Annotated in this window: 19 protein-coding genes; 10 read left to right on the top strand and 9 right to left on the bottom strand. The window is 57.4% G+C overall.

Annotated elements, in window-relative coordinates; genetic code table 11:
- The 4 genes from BXY66_RS16750 to BXY66_RS16735 all read left to right on the top strand — a co-directional run bounded on the left by BXY66_RS16750 (position 1) and on the right by BXY66_RS16735 (position 3,741).
- The gene (locus tag BXY66_RS16750) at positions 1-1,281 is read left to right on the top strand and encodes a TRAP transporter large permease (RefSeq protein ID WP_132861525.1); all 1,281 of its coding nucleotides are present in this window, start codon (positions 1-3) and stop codon (positions 1,279-1,281) included.
- 10 nt (positions 1,282-1,291) lie between these two features.
- Positions 1,292-2,008, top strand: a complete 717-nt coding sequence (locus BXY66_RS16745; protein ID WP_132861524.1) for a ribonuclease activity regulator RraA — start codon at positions 1,292-1,294, stop codon at positions 2,006-2,008.
- Positions 2,005-2,730, top strand: coding sequence for a FadR/GntR family transcriptional regulator (locus BXY66_RS16740; RefSeq protein WP_132861523.1), 726 nt, complete (start codon positions 2,005-2,007; stop codon positions 2,728-2,730). Before BXY66_RS16745 ends, BXY66_RS16740 begins: the two co-directional genes overlap by 4 nt.
- Positions 2,731-2,994: 264 nt before the next feature.
- Positions 2,995-3,741 carry an SDR family NAD(P)-dependent oxidoreductase gene (locus BXY66_RS16735; RefSeq protein ID WP_132861522.1) on the top strand — a complete coding sequence of 249 codons (747 nt, stop codon included), beginning with the start codon at positions 2,995-2,997 and terminating at the stop codon, positions 3,739-3,741.
- Between the two features lie 62 nt (positions 3,742-3,803).
- Here the strand turns inward: BXY66_RS16735 and BXY66_RS16730 are convergent, their stop codons facing one another.
- Positions 3,804-4,856, bottom strand: a complete 1,053-nt coding sequence (locus BXY66_RS16730; RefSeq protein ID WP_132861521.1) for a LacI family DNA-binding transcriptional regulator — start codon at positions 4,854-4,856, stop codon at positions 3,804-3,806.
- Between the two features lie 178 nt (positions 4,857-5,034).
- Here BXY66_RS16730 and BXY66_RS16725 point away from each other — a divergent pair, with 178 nt between their 5' ends.
- The 6 genes from BXY66_RS16725 to gltX all read left to right on the top strand — a co-directional run bounded on the left by BXY66_RS16725 (position 5,035) and on the right by gltX (position 12,713).
- Positions 5,035-6,576 carry a sugar ABC transporter ATP-binding protein gene (locus tag BXY66_RS16725; RefSeq protein ID WP_132861520.1) on the top strand — a complete coding sequence of 514 codons (1,542 nt, stop codon included), beginning with the start codon at positions 5,035-5,037 and terminating at the stop codon, positions 6,574-6,576.
- Positions 6,569-7,585 carry an ABC transporter permease gene (locus BXY66_RS16720; protein ID WP_132861519.1) on the top strand — a complete coding sequence of 339 codons (1,017 nt, stop codon included), beginning with the start codon at positions 6,569-6,571 and terminating at the stop codon, positions 7,583-7,585. The genes BXY66_RS16725 and BXY66_RS16720 overlap by 8 nt, the downstream gene beginning before the upstream one ends.
- A 77-nt stretch (positions 7,586-7,662) precedes the next feature.
- The gene (locus BXY66_RS16715) at positions 7,663-8,616 is read left to right on the top strand and encodes a substrate-binding domain-containing protein (protein WP_132861518.1); all 954 of its coding nucleotides are present in this window, start codon (positions 7,663-7,665) and stop codon (positions 8,614-8,616) included.
- 86 nt (positions 8,617-8,702) lie between these two features.
- Positions 8,703-9,755 (top strand): sugar phosphate isomerase/epimerase family protein, encoded by a 1,053-nt coding sequence (locus tag BXY66_RS16710; RefSeq protein WP_132861517.1) that lies wholly within the window; start codon positions 8,703-8,705, stop codon positions 9,753-9,755.
- Positions 9,756-9,758: 3 nt separating this feature from the next.
- Complete coding sequence (locus BXY66_RS16705) at positions 9,759-10,901, top strand: Gfo/Idh/MocA family protein (RefSeq protein WP_132861516.1); 1,143 nt, start codon at positions 9,759-9,761, stop codon at positions 10,899-10,901.
- A gap of 159 nt (positions 10,902-11,060) precedes the next feature.
- On the top strand, positions 11,061-12,713 hold the full coding sequence (gltX, locus tag BXY66_RS16700) for a glutamate--tRNA ligase (protein WP_132861515.1): 1,653 nt from the start codon (positions 11,061-11,063) through the stop codon (positions 12,711-12,713).
- 56 nt (positions 12,714-12,769) lie between these two features.
- On the opposite strand, the gene BXY66_RS16695 is transcribed toward gltX, so the two are convergent.
- The 8 genes from BXY66_RS16695 to BXY66_RS16660 form a co-directional block, all read right to left on the bottom strand.
- The gene (locus BXY66_RS16695; RefSeq protein ID WP_132861514.1) at positions 12,770-14,020 is read right to left on the bottom strand and encodes a BatD family protein; all 1,251 of its coding nucleotides are present in this window, start codon (positions 14,018-14,020) and stop codon (positions 12,770-12,772) included.
- Positions 14,017-15,534 carry a VWA domain-containing protein gene (locus BXY66_RS16690; protein WP_132861513.1) on the bottom strand — a complete coding sequence of 506 codons (1,518 nt, stop codon included), beginning with the start codon at positions 15,532-15,534 and terminating at the stop codon, positions 14,017-14,019. The genes BXY66_RS16695 and BXY66_RS16690 overlap by 4 nt, the downstream gene beginning before the upstream one ends.
- On the bottom strand, positions 15,531-16,532 hold the full coding sequence (locus BXY66_RS16685) for a VWA domain-containing protein (RefSeq protein ID WP_132861512.1): 1,002 nt from the start codon (positions 16,530-16,532) through the stop codon (positions 15,531-15,533). Before BXY66_RS16685 ends, BXY66_RS16690 begins: the two co-directional genes overlap by 4 nt.
- A complete protein-coding gene (locus BXY66_RS16680) occupies positions 16,525-17,004 on the bottom strand; it encodes a DUF4381 domain-containing protein (RefSeq protein ID WP_132861511.1) in 480 nt (159 codons plus the stop codon). The genes BXY66_RS16685 and BXY66_RS16680 overlap by 8 nt, the downstream gene beginning before the upstream one ends.
- Positions 17,001-17,978 (bottom strand): DUF58 domain-containing protein, encoded by a 978-nt coding sequence (locus BXY66_RS16675; protein WP_132861510.1) that lies wholly within the window; start codon positions 17,976-17,978, stop codon positions 17,001-17,003. The genes BXY66_RS16680 and BXY66_RS16675 overlap by 4 nt, the downstream gene beginning before the upstream one ends.
- Positions 17,979-17,984: 6 nt before the next feature.
- The gene (locus tag BXY66_RS16670) at positions 17,985-18,977 is read right to left on the bottom strand and encodes an AAA family ATPase (protein ID WP_132861509.1); all 993 of its coding nucleotides are present in this window, start codon (positions 18,975-18,977) and stop codon (positions 17,985-17,987) included.
- A gap of 16 nt (positions 18,978-18,993) precedes the next feature.
- Positions 18,994-20,682: an alkaline phosphatase family protein gene (locus tag BXY66_RS16665; protein ID WP_243694412.1), complete on the bottom strand. Its 1,689-nt coding sequence runs from the start codon at positions 20,680-20,682 to the stop codon at positions 18,994-18,996.
- 66 nt (positions 20,683-20,748) lie between these two features.
- A complete protein-coding gene (locus BXY66_RS16660; RefSeq protein ID WP_243694419.1) occupies positions 20,749-22,260 on the bottom strand; it encodes an arylsulfatase in 1,512 nt (503 codons plus the stop codon).
- Between the last annotated feature and the right edge of the window lie 165 nt (positions 22,261-22,425).

The following is a 22,425-nucleotide window of genomic DNA, read 5'->3' as shown; positions in this document are numbered from 1 at the left end:
ATGGGACTGGCACTACTTCTTGGCGTCTTTGGCGGCTGCGTCGTCATAGGCATTCCGGTGGCCTTTGCGATGGGCGTCGCCGCGGCGGCAGCCTTCTGGTACGAAGGTTTCCCTTTGCTGATTACCTTTCAGCGTTCCGTTTCCGGAATTTCCGTTTTTTCGCTTCTGGCGATTCCGTTTTTTGTTTTTGCCGGTGAACTGATGCTGCACGGCGGGATTGCCGCGCGGCTTGTGCGGTTCGCTTCCGCTCTTGTCGGGCACATTCGTGGCGGGTTGGCCTCGGTCAATATCTTCTCGAGCATGTTGTTCGGGGGCATCTCGGGGTCTGCTGTGGCGGATATCTCCGCATTGGGCTCGATCCTCATCCCGGTGATGAAAGAGCGCGGATACCGTCCGGACTACGCGGTCAACGTGACTGTGACGTCGTCGATTGCCGGTATCGTCATTCCACCGAGCCACAACATGATCATCTTTGCGGTTGCAGCCGGCGGTGGTCTGTCGATTTCGCAGCTGTTCCTTGCAGGCGTTCTGCCGGGTATCCTGATGTGTATCTGCCTTGCGGTGGCTGCCTATATCATTGCGATCAAACACAACTATCCGGCGGAGCAATTCCCCGGTTGGGGTGAGGTTGCTCGGACGTCTCTGGCGGCCATCCCGGGCCTGGTCACCGCTGTGATCATCGTGGGTGGTGTTCTGTCGGGCATCTTTACGGTCACCGAGTCCGGTGCGTTCGGTGCGATCTATGCGCTGTTGCTGACGTTTTTTGTGTATCGCACGCTGGATTGGAACGGGTTCAAAACCGCTGTGGTTCAGGCCGTGCGCACCACTGCAATGGTGATGGTGCTGATCGGGTTTGCCAGTTCCTTTGCCTACCTGCTTGCGCTGTATCAAGTTCCGGAAAAGCTGGGCGACTTCATGCTGGGGATTTCCGAGAGCAAGTTCGCAATCCTGCTGATGATCAACCTGATGCTGCTGGTGCTTGGCATGATCATGGATATGGCTGCGCTGATCCTGATCTGCACGCCGATCTTCTTGCCGATCGTCAAGAGCCTTGGAATGGAGCCGGAGCAATTCGGGATCATGCTGCTGGTCAATCTTGGCCTAGGCCTTTGCACGCCACCGGTCGGGACCTGCCTGTTTGTTGGTTGTGCTGTTGGCCGCATCCGGATCGAGGAAACCTTGAAGTCGATCTGGCCATTCTATCTCGCGATTTTGTTCGCACTCATTCTTGTCACTTACGTACCGGCGGTGTCGTTGTTCCTGCCGTCACTGTTGGGCTAAGGGGGAAACCATGTCCAAACTTACACCAGAATTGCGCGAGGCGCTGATGAACATCAGCACCGCGACCTTGACCACTGCGATGTTCAAGCGCGGCTTCCGCAATATCTTTTTCCAGGGACCGCAGCGATTGAATCCGGGGCGCAACATGGTCGGTGAGGCCTATACGTTGCGATATATTCCCGCGCGCGAAGATCTTGATCTTCTGGAAAGCTTTGCAGACCGCTCCAACCCGCAACGCAAGGGCGTGGAGGAGTGTCCGGAGGGCGCAGTTTTTGTAATTGACTCGCGCGGAGATGCCTCTGCGGCTTCGGCAGGCGGAATTCTGGTGACACGCCTGCAAACGCGAGGGGTGGCCGGTGTCGTGACTGATGGCGGTTTTCGGGACACGCCGGAAATCTCCGATCTGGACATGCCCGCATACCACTCGCGCCCCAGTGCGCCGACCAACCTGATCAGCCACCACGCTGTTGCGATCAACGATCCGATCGCGTGCGGCGGCGTTTCAGTCTTTCCGGGAGACGTGATTGTCGGGGACGGCGAAGGTGTTGTTTGTATTCCTGCGCATTTAGTGGAAGAAATTACTGCGGAATGTGTGGACATGACGATCTTTGAAGATTTCGTTTTGGAAATGGTTCAGGATGGCGTATCCACCTTCGGTCTGTATCCACCGACCGATCCGGAGACCGCAGAAAAGTTCAGCGCATGGAGGCAGCGCAACAACCGATGACTGTCGACGACCCCTCAGCGAAACTCACCACGCGCCGCGGCAAGGACCGCACGCTTTCTGATCGTTGCTATGAGAAAATCCTCTCGATGATTGTGAACGGTGATATTGCGGTGGGGTCAAAACTCCCGACAGAGCATGCGTTGAGCGAAGAGCTTGAGGTGTCGCGACCAGTGTTGAGGCAAGCCCTCAAGCAGTTGCGTGAAGACGGTGTCATTGTGTCCAGGCAAGGGTCCGGCTCATTTGTCCAGAAGCGGCCAGAGGGCGCGGTTCTGGATTTTGCGCCCGTCGGCTCTATCGCTGACATCCAGCGTACTTTCGAATTCCGTGTGGCGATCGAAGGCGAGGCAGCGTATCTGGCGGCGACACGTCGCAGCGAGGAAGACCTGAAAGTGTTGCGCGCGGCGCTAGAGGAATTGGATCGTCATGTGGCACGGGACGAACTGGGTGTGGACACAGACGAGATTTTTCACGAGGCAATCTGTGCCGCTTCGGGCAACCAATATTTTTCGGCTGCACGCGCGTCTATGAAGCCCAATATCCTGATCGGCTTGAACCTGACGCGCAATCTGTCGCTGACCAAGCCGAAAGAGCGGATGGAGATGGTGCAGAATGAGCACTATGCCATTCTTGAGGCTATCGAAGCACGCGATCCGGACGCAGCACGCCAAGCCATGCGTGCGCACGTCGATAACGCCCGAATGCGGGTTTTCGAAGGCCAGTAGGTTTTCCGGCCACAACCGGTCACAATTTGTAATTTTTACCGACGTCAATTGGCACGCTTGTGCGTGTCCATGCATTTGATCAATGGCTTTTTTCCCATTAAACTTTTGAAATAAATATATTAAATCGCCAGTATCGATGTTGAGTGAATTTGTAATCCGTTTTCCATATTTGTAAATATTTGTATTGATAACTTGCCCGTGCTGCGATACTTCCTAGGCGAAACTGACCTGTCGTGAAGCGGGTCGCAGCACAAAGAGGGTGTTATGGATCTGAAGGGCAAAACGGCAATCGTTACGGGTGGTGGTCGCGACATCGGACGGGCTTGCGTTATGGAGCTGGCTGCGCGCGGCGCGAACGTTGTCATCAATTATTTTGCCAGCTCGGAGGGTGCAGATAGCGCTGTTGCCGAAATCAAGGCGGCAGGCGGGCAGGCGATTGCCTTGCAAGGCGATCTTACCAAGGAAGCAGAGGCTGCCGCGCTGGTGAAGGCTGCGGTTGACGCTTTTGGCAGCATTGACGTGTTGGTGCATGTGACCGGAGGCCTTCTGAAGCGTGTGAAAATGTCAGAAATGACGCTGGCCCACTGGAACGCTGTTATGGACGTCAATCTCACGTCGTTTGTCCTGATGGTGAGCGCAAGCCTACCGCACTTTAACAAGGGCGGCTCAATTGTTGGTCTCGCGTCGCAAGCCGGGCGTGACGGCGGCGGACCGGGCGCAGTGGCTTATGGTGCATCCAAAGGCGCGATCATGACACTGACACGAGGCATGGCGAAAGAGCTGGGGCCTGACATTCGGGTAAACAGCCTGTGTCCGGGTATGATCGATACCGATTTTCACAACACTTTCACCACTGATGCGGTGCGGGAGCATGTGGCCGGAATTACCCCTCTGAAACGTGAGGGCACCTCCGAAGAAGTTGCTAAGGTTGTCGGGTTCCTCGCTAGCGATGCATCGTCTTTCGTCACTGGCACAAACATCGACGTAAATGGCGGGACGCTCTTTTCCTGAGGCGCCTTCCTGATACGTCCAAAGGCCGCGTTCCGTCTGGAGGGAGCGCGGCCTTTGCCGTTTCAAGGCTCGCGATTAAGTGCGTGGCCCGACGCTGGGGCGGGCCCACAACTCTCGCGTACCACCAGGTCGCCGTGTAATAGTTCGGTTTGGCGAGGTTGCTCGCGGGTTTCCAATCCATCCAGCAAAAAGGTCATGGCACGCTCGCCAATCAGGCTGCGTGGCTGTCGGATGGTTGTGAGTGCCGGAGTGATGTGGCTGGCGAACGGTATGTCGTCAAAGCCGATCACCGAAAAATCCTCGGGCACCCGATACCCGCGAAGCCGCAGGGCGGAAATAACACCGATGGCCGTGTTGTCGTTAAAGCAGAAAAACGCAGTGGGTAGGGTGTCCTTGATGAAAAGACGCTCGACTGCGGCGCGTCCGCCTTCCGAGCTGGTGTCGCCGTCAATGCTCCAGCTTTCCAGCGGTTCCGAATATTCTGCCAAGCCAAGCCGGTAGCCACGCTCACGATGCTCGGACACGATATTGCCAGGGCCCCCAGTAACATAGACGATCCGCCGGTGTCCGAGTGAAACGAGGTATTCGGTCGCCATTTTGGAGGCCGCCACGTCATCTACCCCGACGTACGCCAGGTCTTCGGTTTCGATTGGTCGCCCTACGGCCACCGTGGGCGGCAATTGCGCGGGGGTTGCATGAGGTCCACCCGCAACGGGAACATGGCCGGTGAGAAGTACAAGACCATCGGCCATGCCCGTCGAGAGAAAGCGCATATGTCCTTCTTCCAGCGCGATTTCGCCTTCGGTATTGCCAATCAGCACGCCATAGCCACGTTCGTTCGCAACCTTTTCGAGCCCGATCAGGATGGTTGGGAAGTTGGGGTCCGCGATTGAAGGCGCCATAACCATGACCATTTTGGAGCGCTTCATTCGCAGGTTCTGGGCCATCGCGTTGGCTGTGTATCCTGTGCGAGCAATCGCCGCCGTAACCTTTTTCCGCGTCGATTCCGCGACTTTCTCCGGATTGCGAATCGCACGGCTGACAGTGGCGATCGAGACGCCTGCAAGCTTGGCGACATCCTCGATTGTCGCTGGTTTTCTGGTCTCTTCCGTCAACGGATTTTGCGCCTGTCCGCGAAGTTGGATTCGCTTTGTAAATCAATGGTCTTTGGGCAGGTATAGCCTTTTGCCAAAGGTGTGAAAAGGTTTACATGGATTTATGAAAAGGTTTACATAGCTTATGAAAAGGTTTACATCCAATGAAAACGAGCGGTGAAAAGCCGCCTGGAGGAACATGGGAGGAGAGACTGTGCCAGACGGCCAGACCATAGCCGCGTCGGTGCTGTGCGCCGAGCGCATCAGCAAGTCGTTCGGGACCGTGCCAGTCCTGTTCAGCGTGTCGATGGACATCCGTGCAGGAGAGGTTCACGCGCTGATCGGTGAGAACGGTGCGGGCAAGTCCACGCTGATGAAAATCCTGTCGGGATTCCACCAGCCCACATCGGGACGCATTCTGATGGACGGGCAGGAAATGACCCTGCCGCCCAATGGCGAGACCGAGAAGCTGGGCGTTGTCCTCATTCACCAGGAGCTAAACCTTGCCGAGCAGATGACGGTTGAGGAAAACGTCTTCCTGGGCCGGGAGATCACACGTCGCGGAAGGCTGGAGCGAAAACAAATGGCCGATGTCGTGCAGGGCTATCTGGACGACATCGGGTTGGACATTGCCCCTACGGATCGAATTTCTGATCTGTCGATCGCACAGAAGCAGATGGTTGAAATCGTCAAGGCCATGAGCCGCGATGCGCGGGTTCTGATCATGGACGAACCTACCGCGACGCTCACAGAGGCGGAAACCGAGCTATTCTTCAAGCAGATCGAGCGGTTGAAGGCGCAAGGCGTGGCAATCATCTTTGTGAGCCACAAACTGTCTGAAGTGAAAGCAATTTCCGATCGTGTAACGGTTTTGCGCGACGGGCAGTGGATTGCCACGCAGGACGCCAAAGACCTGACCCCGGATGCTATGGCCCAGATGATGGTCGGACGGGAGTTGTCAGACCTTTACCCTCCTATCAACGAGGCCGACGTGGATGCGGAGCGGGTGCTGGAGGTCAAAGATCTCCATGCGCCAGATGTCAAAGGCGTGACCTTCTATCTGAAGAAAGGCGAGGTGCTGGGGTTTTCCGGTCTGATTGGGTCGGGGCGAACTGCGGTCTTCGAGGCGGTGTGCGGTCTGGCTCCGATTGATAGCGGCGAAGTCCGGTTTGATGGCCGGCCAGCTGAGTTTACGTCGGTTAGCAAAGCGCGGGACGCCGGGGTCGTTTACCTGACCAAGGACCGAAAGGGCAAAGGTTTGCTTCTGGACAAGAAGATGCGGGAGAACCTGACGCTCTTTGCCCTGCCAAAGTTTGTGCGCAACTTGTCCGTGGATCGTAAGGCCGAGGCCGAAGCAATGGAGCGTGCGGTACGCCGCTTCGATATTCGCTCCCGCGATGCGAACATCAATGTCGGTGACCTATCGGGCGGAAACCAACAGAAACTTCTGCTGGCGAAGGTCATGGAATGTGACCCGCGTATTCTGATTATCGACGAGCCGACGCGAGGCATCGATGTGGGTACGAAACAGCAGATATACCATTTCATTGCAGCGATCGCCGCAGAGGGTGTGTCGGTCGTGGTTATCTCATCCGAGATGCCCGAAATCATTGGCGTCAGCCACCGCGTTGTGGTGATGCGCGAAGGTCAGATTACCGGTGTCCTGACCGGAGACCATATCAACGAAAACGAAATTGTTCGCTTTGCCGCAGGGCTGAAGCGGGAGATGACCCATGACTGAGACTGCCATGACACAAACACCAAAATCCCGCTTTCAAAGCTTTGATTTCAAAACAGCCGGACCGGCAATCGCGTTGATCCTGTTATGTATCATCGGCTTTCTTCTCAATCCCGCATTCCTCAGTGAAGGAAACATAACCAACCTTCTGACGCGCTCGGCCTTCATCGGCATCATCGCTGTCGGGGCGACCTTCGTGATCACCGCCGGAGGGATCGACTTGTCGGTCGGGTCCATGGCGGCTGTCATCGCAGGGGTCATGATTATTGTGATGAACGGAGCGGTGGAGACCTTCGGTACGGGTGTGACCACGGTTCTGATCGGGTGTGGGTGCAGTGTGATCCTTGGCATTGGCGCCGGGTTCATCAACGGCTTCCTCACAACCAAAGGAAAGATCGAAGCTTTCATTGTGACGCTCGGCACGATGGGCATTTTCCGCTCGCTTGTGACCTATTTTGCGGACGGTGGCACTCTGTCGCTGAACTATGACATCCGCGGCGTCTACCGTCCTGTTTACTATGACAGCTTTGCTGGCCTGCCGATCCCGGTCTGGGTGTTCATCATCGTGTCGATCTGCGGCTGGCTTCTACTTAACAGGACGGCGTTTGGCCGCTACTGCACGGCCATCGGTTCGAATGAGAGCGTCGCAAAGTACTCGGCGATCAAGGTCGATAGGATCAAGACCTGGACCTATGTGCTGCAAGGCTTGTGCGTGTCCCTTGCGACCATCATTTACGTGCCGCGACTTGGCTCGGCATCCTCGTCCACAGGTGTTCTGTGGGAACTCGAAGCTATCGCTGCCGTTATTATTGGCGGGACGGTACTAAAGGGCGGATACGGCCGTATCGGAGGCACCATTCTGGGCGCGCTCATCCTGACCACCATCGGCAATATCCTAAATTTCACCGATATGATTTCCAACTATCTGAACGGGACCATGCAAGGTCTGATCATCATCGTTGCGGTTTGGCTGCAGCGCGGAGATTGGGGCCGGAAAAACAAAGCAAACTAAGTTTCTCGCAAAGACTGCGCGAAAGAACCGGGCGTCACCGGACAGGAGAGGTGCGTCCAATTCCAAGGGAGGAAGACATGAATAAACTTAGCAAAATCAGCGCTCTGGCGGCTGCAGTGACGATGTCGCTTGCAAGTTTGGCAAGCGCGGAGACGATCAAGATCGGGGTCAGCTATCCAACACCGACCCATGCTTGGGCTGCTGGCATGAACTGGCATGCAGAGCAGGCCGAGAAACGCCTTGAAGCGCTGTACCCCGACGTGGACCTGGTTCTGGTGAACTCGCCTGATCCTTCGGCGCAGGCCAGCGCGCTTGAGGATCTCGTCTCTGTACATGGCATCGACGCACTCGTTGTGCTGCCATTTGAAAGTGAGCCGCTGACCGACCCGGTTTTGAACGTAAAGAAATCCGGCGCCTTGATCACAGTTGTTGACCGCGGTCTGAGCCAACCTGGCATCGAAGACATTTATGTTGCGGGCAACAATCCTGAACTGGGCCGAGTGTCCGCGGTCTATATGAAGAGCCGTCTGAAGGAAGGCGACAACATTGTCATTCTGCGCGGTATCCCGACGCTGATCGACAACGAGCGTTTCGACGCCTTTATGGCCGAGATCGAAGGGTCCGGCATCAATGTTCTGGACCACAAGCACGCCAACTGGAATCGCGATGACGGTTTCGAAGTGATGCAGGACTTTCTATCCCGCTTCCCCGATATCGATGCGGTCTGGGCGCAGGATGATGACATCGCGATTGGTGTTGTTGCGGCGCTCAAGCAGGCGGGTCGCGACGGTAATGGCATGTTCGTCGTGGGCGGCGCCGGCATGAAAGAAACCATCAAAGGCATCATGGACGGCAACGAGCTTGTACCTGTGGATGTTCTGTATCCGCCCAGCATGATCGCGACCGCGATGGACGTCACCGTTGCGGCGTTCAAATCCAATGGTCCGGTTGCCGGCCGTTACATTCTGGGCGCTACCCTGATCACCAAGGAAAATGCGGCCAGCTTCTATTTCCCTGACTCCCCGTTCTGAGTCGACTCTCAGGGAAATCCGGCAAGAGGGCTTTCTCCCAATGGTCCTCTTGCCATCAAAATCCCCTACAGAAACGGAGAAAGACAATGAAAACCATCAAGGGTCCCGCGCTGTTTCTGGCGCAGTTTGCAGGGGACGAAGCGCCGTTCAATTCATGGGACAGCATCACCAAATGGGCGGCGGATTGTGGATACAAAGGTGTGCAGGTTCCAAGTTGGGATGCACGCATTTTCGATCTTGGGAAGGCGGCGAGCTCGCGTAGTTATTGCGACGAACTCGTGGGCGTAGCCAAGGAAAACGGGGTTGAGATCACCGACCTGAGCACCCATTTGCAAGGACAGCTTGTGGCGGTTCATCCGGCCTATGACGAGGCTTTCGACGGATTTGCAGCACCCGAAGTGCGCGGCAATCCGAAGGCCCGACAAGCCTGGGCTGTAGAGCAGGTGAAGTTGGCAATAACTGCGAGCTACAACCTTGGCATTCATCAACATGTGACATTTTCCGGGGCCTTGGCGTGGCCTTATGTTTATCCGTGGCCGCAGCGCCCTGCAGGGTTGATTGATACGGCCTTTGACGAATTGGCCAGCCGGTGGCGGCCCATTTTGGATCACGCGGATCAAATGGGCGTGGACATCTGCTATGAAATCCACCCGGGGGAAGACCTGCATGACGGGGTGACATTCGAAATGTTCCTCGAGCGCGTCAACAATCACTCACGCTGCAACATGCTTTATGACCCGAGCCACTATGTCCTGCAGTGCCTCGACTATTTGGACAACATCGACATCTACCGCGACCGCATCAAAATGTTCCATGTCAAAGACGCAGAGTTCAATCCGACGGGCCGACAGGGTGTCTATTCGGGATACCAGAGCTGGGTCGATCGCGCTGGGCGTTTCCGGTCACTGGGCGATGGTCAGGTCGACTTCAATGCGGTGTTTTCCAAGATGGCAGCCAATGACTTTGACGGCTGGGCCGTGGTCGAATGGGAGTGCTGTCTCAAACACCCAGAGGATGGCGCACGGGAAGGTGCGGCCTTTGTGCGCGACCACATTATCCGCGTGACGGAAAAGGCGTTTGACGACTTTGCCGATGGCGGGGCGGATGACGTAACCAACAAACGCATGCTGGGGATCTGAACCATGACGCGACCAATCAGACTTGGCATGGTAGGCGGCGGCAATGACGCCTTTATCGGTGCAGTGCATCGTATTGCGGCCCGCATTGACGGTCAGTTCGAACTTGTGGCGGGGGCTCTGTCCTCGACGCCGGAGAAAGCGCAGGCCTCCGGCGCGGCGCTGGGGCTGGCCGCGGACCGCACCTATGACGACTTCAAGGCGATGGCGATACGGGAAGCGCGGATAAAGAACGGGATCGAGGCTGTTGCGATTGTGACACCGAACCACGTGCATTACCCGGCGGCGCGTGAGTTCCTGAAGCGCGGTATCCATGTAATCTGCGACAAACCACTGACTTCGACACTTCCTGACGCACGCAAACTCGCGAAGGCTGTGGAAAGCTCGGAGGCCCTGTTCATACTGACGCACAACTACACCGGCTACCCGCTGATCCGGCAGGCGCGGCAGATGGTGGCCGAAGGCGCGTTGGGAGACCTTCGCGTGGTGCAGGTGGAATACCCGCAGGATTGGCTGACCGAGGCGCAGCCCGATGACAACAAGCAGGCCGCATGGCGGACAGATCCGACACGCTCCGGCGCGGGCGGATCAACCGGAGACATTGGCACCCACGCCTTCAATCTGGCCTGTTTTGTCACGGGTTTGACGCCGGAGTCGCTGAGCGCGGATTTGCAGAGCTTTGTCGGCGGGCGACAAGTCGACGACAACGCGCATGTGATGCTGCGGTTTGAGGGCGGCGCGCGGGGAATGCTCTGGTGCTCGCAGGTGGCGCCTGGCAACGAAAACGCTCTCAAGCTTAGGGTTTACGGTTCAAAAGGCGGGATCGAATGGGAGCAGGAGAATCCCAACCGGATGCTGTTCACGCCATTTGGCGAAGCGACGCAAATACTGACGCGGGCAGGCAACGGAATGACAGAAGCGTTTGCCGCCCAGACACGCACGCCCGGCGGGCATCCGGAAGGATATTTGGAGGCCTTTGCAACGCTCTATGCGCAAACTGCGGATGTGATCCGTGCGCATACTCCGGGCGCGCCACTGCCGAGTGACCCGCCGCTGCCGGGGATTTCCGACGGGTTGGCGGGTGTGCAATTTGTGGATGCCTGCGTGACGTCGTCACGCAAAAACGCGGGATGGGTGTCGCTGGGCTGACGACCAGCGCACCTTTGGGGGGGAGGCGGGTCCTTGCGGGCCCGCTTCCTTTTGCGCGCAACCCTTGTCAACAAGGTCTATGCCCACTAGAGGTGACGCAAATTCGCGCTGCGCCGATTGGGGCGCGGCAAACGCTGTCCTTCAAGAAACGCTGGTGTCATGTCCAACATCGTCGAACGCATTTTCCCTGATCCCCTGCCAACGCCTGAAGCGCTGGCGCAACGCTTTCCGAAGCGTGACCTTCCCGAGGGCGCGATGGTTACGCGGGTAGGACCGAGCCCGACGGGTTTCATGCACATTGGTACGCTTTATGTCGGTCGTATCTGTGCGCATTTCGCGCGTCAGTCTGGCGGTGTGTCGATCCTGCGGATTGAAGACACGGATAAGAAACGTGAAGTTGAGGGTGCGGTGGATTTCATCACCCACGCGTTCGACCACTTCGGCGTGAGCTTTGACGAAGGCGTTGGCGTGGACGGTCAGGACGTGGGGGCCTACGGTCCTTATCGTCAGAGCCAGCGCAAAGAAATCTATCAGGCCTACGTGAAGCACCTTTTGGAAACTGGCAAAGCCTATCCGTGTTTTGCCACGGGCGAAGAGCTTGAGGCGATGCGCGACAAGCAACAGCTGCGCAAGATGCGCACTGGTTACTATGGCGTGTGGGCTGAATGGCGCGATCGTCCCGAAGAGGACATTCAGGCTGCGCTTGATGCTGGCACGCCTTTCGTCATTCGTTTCCGTTCCGAAGGAAAAATCGAACGCAAGCTGAAGTTCGAAGATCTGCTTTTTGGCGAGCGCAAGCTGCCGGAAAACGATCAGGACATCGTGATCATGAAGGCGGATGGTTTGCCGACCTATCACTTCGCTCATGTAGTCGACGACCATCTGATGGGCACGACCCATGTCATCCGCGGTGATGAATGGCTGTCCTCGGTGCCAACCCATTTGCAACTGTTTGAAGCACTTGGCTGGGAAACGCCGGAGTTTGCCCACATCGCACCGATCAACAAGATGGATGGTACGTCGCGCCGCAAACTTTCGAAACGGAAAGACCCTGAGGCAAGCGTCGGATATTTCGAGGAACTGGGGTATTCAAACGAAGCTGTTCTGGATTACCTGATGACGCTTGCTGATGCCGGTTTCGAGGACTGGTCGAACGAGAATCCGGAAACATCATCCTGGGAATTCCCGCTGACAATGCGTGGGTTGAAAGGTTCCAGTGGGCCGCTGTTCGACTTTGAGAAGCTGGGGAACATCAGCCGCAATTTTGTGGCGACGCTCAAAAGCCCCGAAGTTTATGACCGCGTTCTTCCATGGGCGAAACAACATGACGCAGATCTGGCGGAAATGTTGCAGGCTGATCCTGACCGCGCCCGCGCAATCATTGCAATCGAGCGCGACGAAGCACAAAACGTCCGTAAAGACATCGAGAAGTGGTCCGACGTAAAGGCGGAACTCGAGTTCTTCTTTGACGAGCGTTTTACGCTTACCGCCGACGAAGCGCGTGGCATGATCGACTATCTGGACGCAGGCGAACTGGCGACATTGGTCACCGAATTTCTCGAAGGTTATGATCCCGCGGACGACAACGCCACGTGGTTCGGCAAGATCAAGGAGTTGGGCGGCAAGCACGGCTTTGCGATGCGTCCTAAAGACTTCAAGAAAAACCCGGACGAATATAAAGGCACAGTGGCCCATGTCGCGCGAGTTTTCCGCATACTTCTTGCCGGCAAAGAGCGCACGCCAGACCTATACTCCATCATGCAGGTGATGGGACCGGAGCAAGTCAAAGAGCGCGTGTCTCTGGTGCTTTGACCGGCACATTGAAAAAACTGTAACGAGTCGACCATTTCGGTCGGCCTGTTTCCATTTCAGGGGTTAAGCGGCGGCAGTTCTATATCTGACGGGTTGTATCTGCGATGAGATTGCCGGGCTGCTTCCATCGTCTCTTTGAGACGGTGCCAGTTTTCCTCGTCGTCGACCGAAACGCTGGACCCGAACCGCGCGCGGCCGATTGCGAGGAAGACGTTGGTAATACTGGCCTTGTCCATCTCTGTGAGGGATACGCGCGACTGCCAGATGTCTGATGCCTGACGTGCCCCATCCAGATCGCGGTCTTTGCAAGCACGTTGTACTTGTTTGAAGGCATAAGGTTCGCTGGCAAGGTAGGCCGCGCGTCGCCGCACTTGCCAGTTTCTAATTGGCGCGGCCAGCCATCTGAACCACGCCCAAGCCAGAGCGGCCAGTAAAACCACCGCCAAGATGTATGGAAAGAGCCGTTGCCAATCTAATGGAGCCTTTGGTGGCGGTGGGGGCGCTTTGGAGGAGACTGCTATGGCTTCGGCTGTTGCTGTCTCGATTTCGCCGGTTTTCAGGTTGAACCAATCAATTGAAACTGCGGGAAGTTGGTCTGCGAGCGCGGTCTCAGCCAGATAAACCGTGCGCTCCGTGCGCGTTCCCGACAATAGGCCGCGATTGTCGCGTTCATCAATGGAAGGGGTTTCGGGATAAGCTCGGAGGCCATCTATGTGAACGTCCGGTGTCAAAGTCGGTAGGAAATAGGGTGAGAGGCCATCAACCTCGGCTGTCAGCACACGCGAAAAACTTTGGCCGGCGTCCATGTCTTCGGTTGTGCCTTCTATGTCTTGCTTCAGCGTAAGTTTTGTTGCCGCAACAAAGGGGGAAAGGTCCTCTGCGCCTTCAGGCAGAACGCCGGTCACGTCCAGCGCTTCAATAGGCAGTTCGGCAGACAATTCGGGTCCGCCGTCAGGGTTCCGATAGGTTATCTGCAGGACGGAGGGAGGCAGAGAGAAGGAGCCGGGTACCACTGGTGTGACCTGATACCTGCGCGAGATACCCGACCACGTTTCGCCATTTATTGTCCGGCTGGTTGGCGACGTGGATTTTTCCGGAAGGCGGATACGCAGGTTTGGCGTTTCGAAGCTCGGCCAGACAGGTGGTTTTGGCATAAAGGTCGGGACAAACACCGTAAGTCGCAGAGTCAAAGGCTGACCAGGGATGGTTTCACGTTCCTCGAACGTGATCTCAAGGACGGGCTCATTGTCCTGTGCGACTGCGGAAAAGGGCCAGACCAGAAAAAGCAGGAGCGCGAGGTATTTCATTCCGATCCTCCTGCAGTTTCAAACAGGAAGCGTTGCCGCAAAAAATCTCCGGTACGTGTGTCGACCGTGTTCATCCATTGCTCGGTCGACAGCAGTTCGGGGGCATCCTCCGAAGTCGCGGCGATTTCAGTATCGGCACCACGCGCAGCCTCGTTGTCGAACACCACGTCGTCGGCGCCTATGCCAGCTTCTTCGCCGGTGTCGGATTGTTCCCGGGTGGACTCGACATATTCGACGATGCGTCTGGACACAGGCAGGTTCTGCTGCGCGCCGGCATGATCTGGATCGATGTCGAGCGCGCGCTCAAATCCGCGGACGCCGTCGCGATAGCTTTGAGATTTGATATGCGCCATGCCTTCGATGAAGGCAGCCTCTGCAGTGTCCAGTCGGGACATTGCCTCTGCAGCGGGTTCATATTGACCGGACCGATACAGGGCCACGCCACGCAGGTACGGGTCTTCGAACAAATCTGCCGCTCGGGCGTATTCCTTGGCTTCGAAAGCGCGCCAACCCTGTTGATCCGGAGTCAGGAACCAGTCGATCCAACCTTCGGCGCTTGCGGAATTGGGTGTGCTGAGCATGGCGAAGGCAACAATGGCGGTCCAGCGGACAGCAAAGCCCCGGCGGAACCAGAACAACAAAAGGAATACGGCAGGCCACACGAAAATGGCGCCGCGATCCTGCCAGGGTTGAGTTCCGTCAGCAAGCTGGGCGCGGGCATATGCCGAGGCGAGCGCGGCTTCAATTTGGGTGATGTCACGGTTATCCGGCGTGACAGAGAACGCAGTCGCGGATGTCGGTACCTCAGGCAGCGATTGGGTGTCAGGACGTAGGAACAAAAAGGCCATAGCGGCGATGTTTTCCACGGATTCCAGCGTTGCTTTGTCTGCGGCGGGCAAGTCATCCAGAAGGAACAGGACACCCCCCGGGATGTCTTCCCGTTCCAGCATGGATTGGGCGAGGTCAAACGCCGCGCTGATGTCACGGCCGTCCCGTGGCATGACTTCCGGTAAGAGCCCTTCCAGATATGGCTGCATTACGCCGGGGTCTTCGGTCATCGGTACAACCACGTGCGCGGTGCCGGCATAGGCCACAAGTGACGTGCGTGCACCAGCGCGGAGTTGCAACAAGTCGGTCACTTTGTGTTTGGCGCGTTCAAGTCGCGAGGGCGCTATGTCTGTCTCTGTCATCGAAGGAGTGATCTGCATCACCACAACCAATGGCGCCGTCTGCGCGGCGAAAGGCTCTGGAATGCGGTTCCATGTGGGACCGCTGGCTCCAAGGACCAAAAGGCACAAAACGAGACAGATCAGGTCGATCGGGCGAAACCGGCGATCCTCGTCGCCTTTGACGGTCAAAGCCTCCATGAGGTGCGGCGCGATCAGGGCAACATCAGGTTTCGCACGGGTATCCTTGCGACGGTGCTGCCACCAGATCCAAGCGACAGGCAGAAGGGCGACCAGAACCCAGGGACGCAAGAGGTGAAAGGCCTCAAGGAAGATACCCCAGTTCATGTTGCGCCCTCCGTCGGGGCGGGTGACATGCGACGCGCCGAGGCTTGCAGGGCGAATGTCAGACCGAGACCTATCATGATTGCGGCCAGAAGCGGCCAGTGCATGAGGCTCTCCCGCTGGCGCCAACTCAGAGTCTCGACATCACGCGGGTTGAGAGCGTCGATTTGGTCGTAAATTTCCTCCAGAGCCTGCGCATCGCCGGCAAAATACGCCTGACCGCCGGTGCGTCGAGTCACATCCTTCAACACCGCCATATCCAAGCGGTTCTCGCCGGTGGCTTCAGGATCACCCACGCCGACGCCAAAAATCTGGACGCCTTTGTCGCGCGCGATTTCAGCAGCATTGATCGGGCTCATTGTGCTCGAGGTGTCGTTGCCATCGGACAGGATCACCATCAGGCGCTGGTCGATATCACTGGCTTCGAAAGTGTGGATCGCAAGCCCGATTGCATCACCCAAGGCGGTTTGCGGCCCGGCCATTCCGACTTCTGTGCGCTCGAGGAGATCGCGCACGGTCGTCAGGTCTTCGGTCAGGGGCGATTGCACATAAGCTTTTGTGCCAAAAACGATCAAGGCAACGCGATCGCCGTCGCGGCTTTGCACGAACTGGTCAACAACCTGCTGCACGGTCTGAAAGCGCTGTTGATTGGTGCCGTCTGGACCCGGAAAGTCGCGGGTGTCCATCGAACCGGAGATGTCTATGGCAAGGACAACGTCCCGCTTCGCCTTGGTGATTTCCTGCGGCGGACCAAGGCGTTCTGGTGCAGCCAAGGCCGCAACGGCCAACACCCAAATTGCAGCCCCTCCTATCAGCGCGACACGTCTGTGGCGGATGATGGCTGCGCCTTCGCGGGGCGTCACACCGGCTGCCTCCGCCAAAGACCGGAAGAACGGAAGGCGCAGGGCCGAGTCTTGTTGGCGGAATGCCGGAAGCAGCCAGCGAAGGATGATCGGGAGCGGAAGCAGAGCGAAGGCAAATGGGTGGGCCCAATCAATCATCACGCGTCTCCGGACTCGGTGGATGATGGGCAACCCAATGACGCGCTTGATGGTTGAGGTCAGGCGCTTGAATCGGGGATTTTGCGTAAGCTGCGGAAACGATCGCGGTTCCGGTATCTCCCACAAATTTTCCGCTTGTCCGGTTGAGAAAATCCAGCCATTCCGAGCCCGTCAGAGCAGCAACTTCGGCCCGTCCATAGGCGGCCAATGCAGTACGTTTTAGGATTGCAGACACAGCTGCGGGATCATTGCCGGCGGAGTTCAGGGCCTTGAGGGCCGCGCGGCGATAGGCGTTCGCCTTGTGACTGATCCAATATCGTCGGGCCAACCAAAATAGGCCGACCGCGATCAAGGCCGCCAGTATTGCCCAACCCGGTGTTTGAGGCGCCATGCTGACCGGAGCGGGGGTTGGCACTTCGGCTAACTGATTGATCAGGCCGACGAGGCTCTCGTTTTCGGTCGTTCCGCTCATTTCTGAGCCCGTCCCATCAAGCCCAACATCTGTGGCAGCGTGTCTTTGGCCGTAGTTAGAGGCAGTATCGAGACCTTCATGTGGTTTTGCCAGGCGAGGACGTCCGCGATGCGCCCACGGCTGAGATTGAGCAGGTCTTGGCGCACCGTCGCGTCATTGAGGTTCAATTCTGCCTGCAACGTGCCATCAGAAGCCGTAACACGTGCGTTGTCTGGCAGGTCGTCGGAGGACGGGTCAGTCACAAGGCCGAGGATCAAATCGTTGCGGCGTGAAATTCCACCCAAAAGGTGACGCGTGGCGTCGTTCACGGCGCTAAAGTCGCTGATGATTATGACAAGGTGATCGCGGGTGGCAATCTTTTGCACAGAACGAAGCACCTGATTGATGGTGGTCGGCTTCACTTCTGGTGCATTGGCGTGCAGCAACGCATTGGCATCCGCGACCCGAGAAAGGAACTGAGTCAGGCTCGCACGACTGCGTTTCGGTCGCACTTCTGCAATGTGCTGATCGCCGAACACGATACCGCCAACGCGATCCCCTTGATCGAGAATGCGAAAGGCCGCAATCGCCGCACACTCACCGGCGGTGACGGCCTTGGTGTTGTGTCGTGTGCCAAAAAACATGGACATACGCTGGTCCACAACAATCAGAGTCGGTCGGTCTCGTTCTTCGGTATAGACACGGACAAAAGGCGTGCCCGTACGGGCCGTGACTTTCCAGTCAATAGCGCGCACGTCATCACTTGGCAGGTATTCCCTCAGTTCTTCAAAATCGAGCCCGCGACCGCGAATGCGTGACGAATGGCGGCCATTCAGTGCTGATTTGGCAGGTTGTTTGGGCAAGAAAGAAATGGCGCGTGCCTGCGCTTCGAGCGCACGCAGTCCCGGTAATGTCAGGTGAACGCGTGGGTCCAGATCGGACGAGGCGGAGCCATGACCGATACCTGTGCGCGATATGGCAGCACGATCAGCCATCGCGCCTTACGGAAGGGCCACGACGGACAGCAGTTCCGCCACGACCTGATCGGCGGAGATGCCTTCGCCCTGTGCCTCGAAAGTCAGTCCGAGCCGATGCCGGAAAACGTCGGGCGCGATGGCGCGCACATCTTCAGGATCGACGTAATCCCGGCCCGCCATCCAAGCATGGGTGCGGGAACACCGGTCAAGCGCAAGAGAAGCGCGGGGGCTGCCACCGAGTTCGATCCAACGTGCAAGGTTTTCTGAAAAGTCAGCTGGCGTTCGTGTGGCCTGTACCAAAGTGGCCATGTAAGTTTCGATGGCCTCCGAGGTATGGAGAGCGGCAATTGCTCTACGGGCGTCGAAAACCGCCTCTTGCGGAATTGGCGCAAGCGTCTCTTTGGTTCCACCTTCATTCTTGGGTACATGCGCGGCTTGTTCTTCGCCGCGGACAAGGCGTATCACCTCGATCTCGTCCTCAAGCGGGGGGTAGGTGATATTCACGTGCATCAGGAAGCGGTCCATCTGCGCTTCGGGTAGCGGATAGGTGCCTTCCTGTTCCACGGGGTTCTGGGTTGCCATCACCATGAACAGCGGGTCCATCTTGTGGGTCGTACCGGCGACCGTCACCTGACGCTCTTCCATTGCTTCCAGAAGCGCGGCCTGCACTTTGGCCGGCGCGCGATTGATTTCGTCAGCCAGAACGATGTTTGCGAAGATAGGTCCGGGCTGGAACTTGAATTGTTCTCCGTCAGCGGCGCCGGCGACATACATTTCGGTGCCAGTCACGTCGGCAGGCAGCAGGTCCGGCGTAAATTGGATTCGCGAGTAGGCACACTCCATGTTCTTGGCCAGTGCCTTGACTGCGCGTGTCTTGGCCAGACCCGGAAGACCCTCCAGAAGCAAGTTGCCGTTTGCCAGCAACCCGATCAGCAGGCGGTCGATTACATCGCGCTGGCCAATGATGCTTTCGCCCATGCGGTCGCGCAGGCTATTGATCTGTTCCAATGGGGTCATTGGGATCTCCTTGAGGTCAGCGGGTCACTTCTGCGAGCGGTTCGCCATGCGCGCCGGACGGCAGTTTCGTACCGAGATAGGTGGCGATCGTGGCCGCGACATCGACGGTTTCCACGCGTCGCGTCACACGGGCAGGCTCGATGCCCGGGCCGGCGATGATGATCGGGACATGGGTGTCATAAGACCATGGAGAACCGTGGGCGCTGGCCACGGTCAGGCCATCAAAGTCGGCGATGAACCAGTGGGGATCAAACACGATATAAATGTCGCCGGACCGTTCGGGGTGAAAGTTCGCGCGGATCGCTTGCGAAATATAGTCGCTGTCGAGCTTGTCATTCCGCAGGCGCCAACTTGGAATGGCACGGGCGATGCCCTCGAGGCGGGTCAGTTCCTTGGACAAATCGTCCGCGACGGCCGCCACGTCCAGCCCGCGGGTCTCGATCGCGATGCGATCAAGGTACATGTACGGGTTGGAATAATTGCGCACCAGATCGCGTGCGCCACCCAATTTGGCCTGCAACCGTACTGAACCCGGAAGCATATCGGTGCGGTCAAACTCGAACGTGTCCGACTCGATGCCGAATTCGGCAAGATAAAGCGGATGGTCCGGCGCCCCGTGGTCGGCCGAAAGAACCACCAGCGTTTTGTCCAGCCCCACCGTAGCATCCACATGATCCAGAAAATCTGCCAGGGTGTCGTCGAGACGGCGTATGTTGTCTTCGGCTTCCAGAGAAGACGGGCCAAAAATGTGTCCGACGTAATCTGTGGAGCTGAAGCTCACCGACATGTAGTCGGTCACCTCGTCCCGCCCCACGGCTTCGGCGTCCATCAGTGTTTTGGCGAAGTCTGCGGTCAGAGCGTCACCGGCGGGGCTCAGGGTGAGGATCGTGGTATAGTACTTGCTGTCGGCGGGGCCAAAATCGTGTGGAAAGACGCGGCCATATCCCGGGAAATCGGTTTCCCACGGTTGGTCATCGCGGTCTCCGAACAGGTAGGTGTCGCGTTCGTCGCGCAGTGTCCACCACGTATTGGCATAGGCGCCGACCTTGCCGCTGCCATTCCAGTCTTCGACCCATTCGGGGTAATCCTCGCGGTAGAAAGTAGAGGTCACGAAACGGCCTTCGGACTTCGAAAACCAGTAAGCCTGACCGCTGTGACCGGCCATAGCAATTGCGCCGCGGTCCTTGATGGACACTCCAAAGACCTTTGAGCGGTCCCCGTAGAACATCTTGATTTCGTCCGAGATCGTGGAGACTTCGATGTTCCGGGGAGAACGGCCATCTGTCGTTGCGGCGCGCTGGGTCGGGTCAATTTCGTTTTCGGTATCGATGCCAGCTGCCCCAACCAGAGGGTAGTCCGCGTCCTGTACGTTGTAGAACTGTCCGCCACTCTGACGGTCATACCAAAGGTTTGCGACCATGCCGTGAATTGCGGGATCGGCGCCGGTCGAAAGCGTGGTGTGACCAACAATTGTTTCGTTGTTGGCGTGACGGTGATGCGCGTTGACGTAGGTGACGCCGGACTTTCTAAGGCGGTTAAATCCGCCATCTCCGAGTTCTGCCCCGAACCTTTCGATCAAGTCGCCGCGCAGTTGGTCCACCGTAATTTGCAGCACCAGTCTCGGCGCGTCCTGTGCTTGAAGGGGGAGGGGAGCAAGTGTGAGGGCGCAGCCCATCAAGGCCAAAAACGGCTTTGTCGTCACCATACCAAAAGTCCTGCGAAAAAAAGGCAGCGCGGCGCCAGAGAAACGAGCGCCGCGCAAATTTTCAGATCAGTCGCCGACGGCCTGAGTCATTTTGTCCATGACTTGTTCGAGGCTGAAGCTCGCGGCTTTCTGGCGCGGCGGGAACTCCTGGAAAGTGGCCAGGAACTGGCCAACATACTGCTGGGCCGGTACGAGGAAATACACGCGGTCGATCAGCCAGTCATAGTAGGTGTTTGACGTCTGATACGCGCGCTCGTAGGGGTCGCGACGCAGGTTGAAGATCAGAGGTACGCGCAGCGGAGTAAACGGCTCGATCCAGGCGCGAAGGGTTTTGTACTCCTTTTGCTCCATGAACAGCATTTTCCAGTCCTGGAAACGTAGAGCCGTAAGGTCGCCGTCATCCGAGAAGTAGAAAATCTCGTTGCGAGGTCCCTTGGCTTCTTCTCCAGTCAGGTGGGGCAGGAAGTTATAACCATCGAGGTGAACTTTGTACTCGCGACCGATGGCCTGAACACCACCTTCTTTCAGTTGTGCCTTGATGTCGGGGTTGCCTGCTGCGGCAAGATAGGTCGGCAACCAGTCCATGTGGTGCATGATCTCGTTGGACACGGAACCCGCTTCGATCTTACCGGGCCAGCGTACCATGGAAGGCACGCGCCAGCCGCCTTCCCAGTTAGTGTTTTTCTCACCAAAGAAGGGCGTGGCTGCCGCATCAGGCCATGTGTTGTAGTGCGGACCGTTATCCGTGGAATAGTGAACGATTGTGTTGTCTGCGATGCCGAGTTCATCCAGCAGGTCGAGCAGTTGGCCGACGTGCAGATCATGTTCGATCATGCCGGCGGTGTATTCATCCACTTTCTTGCCGACAATCTCGTTTGCCTGAGCGCGCATCTCGTCTTTGACGTGGGTGCGGAAGTGCATCCGTGTACCGTTCCACCAGACGTAGAAGGGTTTGCCTTGATCATTGGCGCGTTTGATGAAGTCGACCGCGGCAGCGATGGTTTCTTCATCAACGGTTTCCATACGCTTCTTGGTCAGCGGACCGGTGTCTTCGATTTCGCCATCAGCAGATGACTTGATCACACCGCGTGGGCCAAAGGTTTCGCGGAAGGTGCGGCCATCAGCCATAACAGCATCGCCGGGGTAGTCTTCGTTTTCCGGCTCTTCCTCGGCGTTGAGGTGATAGAGGTTGCCCAGAAACTCGTCAAAACCGTGGTTTGTCGGCAAGTGTTCGTCACGGTCACCTAGGTGGTTTTTGCCAAACTGACCGGTTACATAGCCTTCGGCCTTGAGCAGGCCGGCGATGGTTGGATCCTCTTCCTGCATGCCAAGTTCGGCACCGGGAAGGCCCACTTTCGACAGGCCGGTACGGAACACGGACTGGCCCATGATGTAAGAGGAACGACCTGCTGTGCAGGACTGTTCACCGTAGTAGTCGGTGAAGATCATGCCCTCGTTTGCGACCCGGTCGATGTTGGGCGTGCGATAGCCCATCATACCCATTGTGTAGGCAGAGATGTTGGAACGTCCGACATCGTCTCCCCAGATTACAAGAATGTTTGGCTTGTCCTGCGCCATGGCAGCTGAGGCAACAAACAGCGTGGCGGATGTTATCGCGCCCCCTATGCCTCTAAAAACACGTGAAAATTCAAACATGCGAAGTTTCCTCCAATAAACTACAGCCGCAGGGGCGAGCGAATAGGTTTGGTCCATAATCCGCGCTCCGAGCACAAAGCTGGGAGC

The organism is Shimia isoporae (assembly GCF_004346865.1).
Taxonomy (GTDB): Bacteria; Pseudomonadota; Alphaproteobacteria; order Rhodobacterales; family Rhodobacteraceae; genus Shimia; species Shimia isoporae.
This window is presented reverse-complemented; position numbering and strand designations above follow the sequence as displayed.

What these genes read in the sequence shown, in the direction of transcription:
- BXY66_RS16705 (WP_132861516.1), top strand. Translation starts at nt 9,759, where the DNA reads ATGACGCGACCAATCAGACTTGGCATGGTAGGCGGCGGCAATGACGCC.
- BXY66_RS16750 (WP_132861525.1), top strand. Translation starts at nt 1, where the DNA reads ATGGGACTGGCACTACTTCTTGGCGTCTTTGGCGGCTGCGTCGTCATA.
- BXY66_RS16670 (WP_132861509.1), bottom strand. Translation starts at nt 18,977, where the DNA reads ATGACCCCATTGGAACAGATCAATAGCCTGCGCGACCGCATGGGCGAA.
- BXY66_RS16660 (WP_243694419.1), bottom strand. Translation starts at nt 22,260, where the DNA reads ATGGCGCAGGACAAGCCAAACATTCTTGTAATCTGGGGAGACGATGTC.
- gltX (WP_132861515.1), top strand. Translation starts at nt 11,061, where the DNA reads ATGTCCAACATCGTCGAACGCATTTTCCCTGATCCCCTGCCAACGCCT.
- BXY66_RS16720 (WP_132861519.1), top strand. Translation starts at nt 6,569, where the DNA reads ATGACTGAGACTGCCATGACACAAACACCAAAATCCCGCTTTCAAAGC.
- BXY66_RS16675 (WP_132861510.1), bottom strand. Translation starts at nt 17,978, where the DNA reads ATGGCTGATCGTGCTGCCATATCGCGCACAGGTATCGGTCATGGCTCC.
- BXY66_RS16740 (WP_132861523.1), top strand. Translation starts at nt 2,005, where the DNA reads ATGACTGTCGACGACCCCTCAGCGAAACTCACCACGCGCCGCGGCAAG.
- BXY66_RS16745 (WP_132861524.1), top strand. Translation starts at nt 1,292, where the DNA reads ATGTCCAAACTTACACCAGAATTGCGCGAGGCGCTGATGAACATCAGC.
- BXY66_RS16710 (WP_132861517.1), top strand. Translation starts at nt 8,703, where the DNA reads ATGAAAACCATCAAGGGTCCCGCGCTGTTTCTGGCGCAGTTTGCAGGG.
- BXY66_RS16665 (WP_243694412.1), bottom strand. Translation starts at nt 20,682, where the DNA reads ATGGTGACGACAAAGCCGTTTTTGGCCTTGATGGGCTGCGCCCTCACA.
- BXY66_RS16680 (WP_132861511.1), bottom strand. Translation starts at nt 17,004, where the DNA reads ATGAGCGGAACGACCGAAAACGAGAGCCTCGTCGGCCTGATCAATCAG.
- BXY66_RS16725 (WP_132861520.1), top strand. Translation starts at nt 5,035, where the DNA reads ATGGGAGGAGAGACTGTGCCAGACGGCCAGACCATAGCCGCGTCGGTG.
- BXY66_RS16690 (WP_132861513.1), bottom strand. Translation starts at nt 15,534, where the DNA reads ATGAACTGGGGTATCTTCCTTGAGGCCTTTCACCTCTTGCGTCCCTGG.
- BXY66_RS16695 (WP_132861514.1), bottom strand. Translation starts at nt 14,020, where the DNA reads ATGAAATACCTCGCGCTCCTGCTTTTTCTGGTCTGGCCCTTTTCCGCA.
- BXY66_RS16685 (WP_132861512.1), bottom strand. Translation starts at nt 16,532, where the DNA reads ATGATTGATTGGGCCCACCCATTTGCCTTCGCTCTGCTTCCGCTCCCG.
- BXY66_RS16735 (WP_132861522.1), top strand. Translation starts at nt 2,995, where the DNA reads ATGGATCTGAAGGGCAAAACGGCAATCGTTACGGGTGGTGGTCGCGAC.
- BXY66_RS16715 (WP_132861518.1), top strand. Translation starts at nt 7,663, where the DNA reads ATGAATAAACTTAGCAAAATCAGCGCTCTGGCGGCTGCAGTGACGATG.